Raw genomic sequence first — 4214 nt, 5'->3', positions numbered from 1 at the left:
GCTCATAACTTTAAAAACAAAATCGATGAAAACAAAATTACACATATTCTTTTTTACAACATTTCTAACATTCTGCATACAAGGCTTTTCTGCACCAATTATTTCAAACGTTTCGGTTTCAAATATTACTGCAACAACGGATAGAATAAATTTTTCTGTTAATGCACAAAATAGTACAACTTATGCATTTGTTCAAATCAATACCACTCCAACTATGTCTGGAAGCTATCCTCCAAATGGACCGTTTAATGGAACAACTCCTGTTTCTTCGTTTCAAGACGTTACAAACTTGATACCAAACACACTTTATTACTATGCTATTGACGCGTACAATGCGTCAAGTCAAGCAGCAATCACAATTACTGGAACTTTTACCTCAGGAGGAACTCCACCAAGTACTACAAATGTTGTTGTTTCAAACATTACTACGACTTCTGCACAAATTGATTTTCAGGTAAATACATTTGGAATTCAAAGTTCAATAGGAGTTGATTACGGTTTAAGTTCTACCTTTTTTACTTCTTACATTATTGTTGCCAATACCACTACGAATTCTCCAACTCCATTCGTGTATAACTTTGCGAACTTAACACCAAATACAACTTATTATTATAGTGTTGGAGGATATTCGCCAACCCTTAATGGAAATAGAATATTAGGAAGTTTTACAACTTCTGCGTTGGGCTTCGCAGATAATGAGCAGAAAGTTAAATTTAATTTATATCCAAATCCAACTTCCGATAATTTCACAATCGAAATGGATTCAAATATAAAATCAGTTGAAATTTATTCTTTACAAGGTCAAAAAGTACTGACGTCTAAACTCAAAGATGTAGATGTATCTAATTTATCAAAAGGAATTTATTTGGTACAAATTGAGGATGAAAACAATAACATGAGTACACAAAAATTAATTGTAAAATAATATGAGAAATATAGAAAAATACCGTCTTGAAATAACCCTTGCAACACTGTATACACTAATTTTAGCAATGATAGTTTTTAGTTTTTAATTCCAATCTAAATCATTGGTTAACCGTCTCTTTACTCTTGAAGTGGCGGTTTTTTTATTTCTAAAACCTTGCTAACCAGTAAAAAATGCAATTCATGAAAAAAAAACAAGGTTTCGTGAAAAGTTTAAATTTAAATCCACTCATTTATAGATTTTTGTCACTGAATTTAAACTCTTTATTTATGAAAAAATTATTACTTATTATTACAATGTTTGCTTTTTTAAACGTAGCAAACTCACAAACTTTATTGCATTATTTTAAATTTAATAATAGCACATCGAATGTAGCTGGAACAGCAAGTTTCTCTGGAGGCAATATAGGAAGTTATGGAATTGGTATGGATGTTACTAATATTGGTAAAAGAGTGGTCTCTGGAGATAATCTAATTTGTAATTTATCAAATTTACCTCAAGGAAATGCACCGCGTTCTTTCTCTATTTGGTCAAGATTTCCAGCAAATGCAGCTACACAGTATATTTTTAGTTATGGAACAGACGCTGCTAATCAAGCTTTTGGTATATCGCACGGAAATAATATAAATCTTTACGGCTGGTCAAACGATTTAATTTTATCAAATGCAAGTGCTCTAAACACATGGTACCATTATGTTTGTACTTATGATGGTTCCACGATGAAACTTTATTTAAATGGTACATTACTAGGATCAAAAGTTGCGGCATTAAATACTACTGGTACCAATGCATATATTGGCACCGCTGCAAATTCTTCTTTAAATTCTGTGAATGCTTTAGTCGATGAATTACAAATATATTCTGGAGCATTAACACAAGCTCAAGTAACTTATTTATTTACGGTTGGCGGTCCAGTAATATCTACTCCAACAATAACAGCTATTTCTCCTGCAGCAAATGGATCATCTTCAGCAACAATTAATTATTCATTAAATGCAAATGGTGGTACTACAACTTCAATAGTAAAGTATGGAACTACTCCTTCATCATTAACAAATCAAGTTACTGGTTTTTCAGCAAATGGAAGTACAACTTTACCTGGTACAGCAACATTAACCGGATTAGTTGCTGGAACTGTATATTATTATAAAATTGAGGCCACAAACTCAATGGGTACAACTTCATCAACAGTTGAAAATTTTATAAACGCTCAAACTCCTGCAAATGGATTAGTTGGTTATTTTGGATTTGAAAACAATTTCACAAGTAATAATTCGGTTCATAGTTTCACACAGTCTGGCTGGCCTTTCCCAGAATTTAATACAGGTAAATATGGTACAGGTGTTTCTTTTGGAGCAAGTGGTTATGGTACATTAGACAATGATTCAATGGACGCTGTTTTTCCTACATCATCCGAATTTACAGTTTGTTTTTGGCAAAAAGCAGCAACACCAACAGTGAACTTTGCTAGTTCGTTTGAGATGTTTGGTAGTTTTTATTTTAGATCCTATTTGCCAAATGGATTTAACTATTTTGGGCTTGCCTATAATTCAACTTCATTTACCGAAAAAGATGCTAATCAATATGCTTCTTTTGTCAATACTTGGACGCATTATACCATAACAATGAGAATTGATCCTGCTACAAATTATAGATGGTTTAGAGCTTATGTTAATGGAAATTTAGCTGGAGAGTACAATATGGGCTTTCAGTATGGTTTTTATAAATTTATTCCAAGAATCATTTTAGGTGGAGGAACAATTGGTGGAAACGGACAATACAGTCTTAACAATGCAAAAAAATTTACAGGTGTTTTAGATGAATTATATTTTTATGATAGAGCACTTACTAACAATGAAATCCTTGCAGTAATGAGTAATGGAACTGGTATGCTTGCCAATGCAGATTTCATTACTAATAAACTTCAAGCAACAATCTACCCAAATCCAACTTCAGATAATTTCTCAATTGAAATGGAAAACGAAGTACAATCAGTTGAAATTTATTCGATTCAAGGTCAAAAAGTATTGACTTCTAATTCTAAAGACATCAATGTTTCTAATTTATCAAAAGGAATGTATATGGTTCGAATTGAAGATTCAAATAATGCAGTTTCAACTCAAAAATTAATTATTAAGTAATATGAAAAAAGTAATCCTAATCTTGTTCTTAGCTTTAAGTTTAATGTCTATGAACACAAATTCAAACCATTTGAGTCTGAATAATGAAATTACAATCACTGAAAAATTCGATATCAAAATTAAAAATGATACCGATAATGAAGTAAAAGTGATCAATGCTGGAAGTGGCGGAAGCTATAGTTTAACTAAAAACGCAACTACCACGATAAAGATGGAAGAAGGCGATAAATTGCACTATTACGAAAAAGGCAAAAAAGGAAATCTAATTCTAACAGCATCAAAAGAAATGCACGGAAAAGTGCAATTATTGAGTAAGTTATAAAATAAAGTAAGTAGTAGTTTTTTTTAAGAAAATACCGCTCAACAGATTATTTTTTGTTGGCGGTTTTTCGATTGAAATAAATTCTTAAATTGTCAAACCAAAACCAACCAATGAACACAATTAAAGCACTTATTGTAGATGATGAACTCAATGCCAGATCATTGCTACGAAATTTTATAGAAGATCATTGTCCAGAAATACAAATTATAGCTGATGCTGAAGACGTAAAATCAGCAGTGAAAATCATTAATAAAAATCAAATTGATTTGGTCTTTTTAGATGTAGAAATGCCTAACGAAAATGGATTTGCGTTGTTCGATTACTTCAATAAACCAACTTTTGAAACGATTTTTTGTACAGCCTATTCGCAATATGCTATTAAAGCATTTGAAGTATCGGCAGTTGATTATATTCTTAAACCGGTTGGTATTTCCAAATTAAAAGAAGCCGTTGAAAAAGTTTCCGAAAAACTAAATAGAAATCTTCAACCCAACAACATGGAGATTCTGAAAGAAAATTTACTAGAAAATAAAATCAAAAAAATTGGCGTTCATATTGGTGACGGAATCGTTTTTATGGATTTAAATGATATTCTATATTTTGAAGCCGATGGTTCATACACCACAATCCATCACAAAAACGGAAAAGATTTGGCGGTTAAAAAAATCAAACATTTTGAAGATTTACTTTCGTCAGACACTCGTTTTTTTAGAATACATCGTTCTTATTATGTGAACATTACTTTGATAAAAAAATACAGCAAAAAAGACGGACTATCTGTAACTTATGATGACAAAATATTACTTCCTATTTCAAGAGAAAAGAA

The 4214-nt window shown here is 31.3% G+C and carries 4 protein-coding genes; all 4 read left to right on the top strand.

The genetic code is table 11. The features are described 5' to 3' along the window. Nucleotides 1-925 (top strand): T9SS type A sorting domain-containing protein (locus DIU01_RS12090; protein ID WP_290834807.1); only part of this gene is annotated, 925 nt, incomplete at its 5' end. A 269-nt stretch (nucleotides 926-1194) separates the two neighbouring features. Further along, on the top strand, nucleotides 1195-3066 hold the full coding sequence (locus tag DIU01_RS12085) for a LamG-like jellyroll fold domain-containing protein (RefSeq protein WP_290834805.1): 1872 nt from the start codon (nucleotides 1195-1197) through the stop codon (nucleotides 3064-3066). A gap of 49 nt (nucleotides 3067-3115) precedes the next feature. Further along, a complete protein-coding gene (locus DIU01_RS12080) occupies nucleotides 3116-3388 on the top strand; it encodes a hypothetical protein (RefSeq protein WP_290834803.1) in 273 nt (90 codons plus the stop codon). 110 nt (nucleotides 3389-3498) lie between these two features. Further along, on the top strand, nucleotides 3499-4214 hold a 716-nt coding region (locus DIU01_RS12075), incomplete at its 3' end, for a LytTR family DNA-binding domain-containing protein (protein WP_290834801.1).

It is taken from the genome of Flavobacterium sp., from assembly GCF_003525665.1.
Lineage (GTDB): Bacteria > Bacteroidota > Bacteroidia > Flavobacteriales > Flavobacteriaceae > Flavobacterium.
The sequence above is the reverse complement of the archived record's forward strand: the minus strand, read 5'-3'. Positions and strand labels throughout refer to the sequence as shown.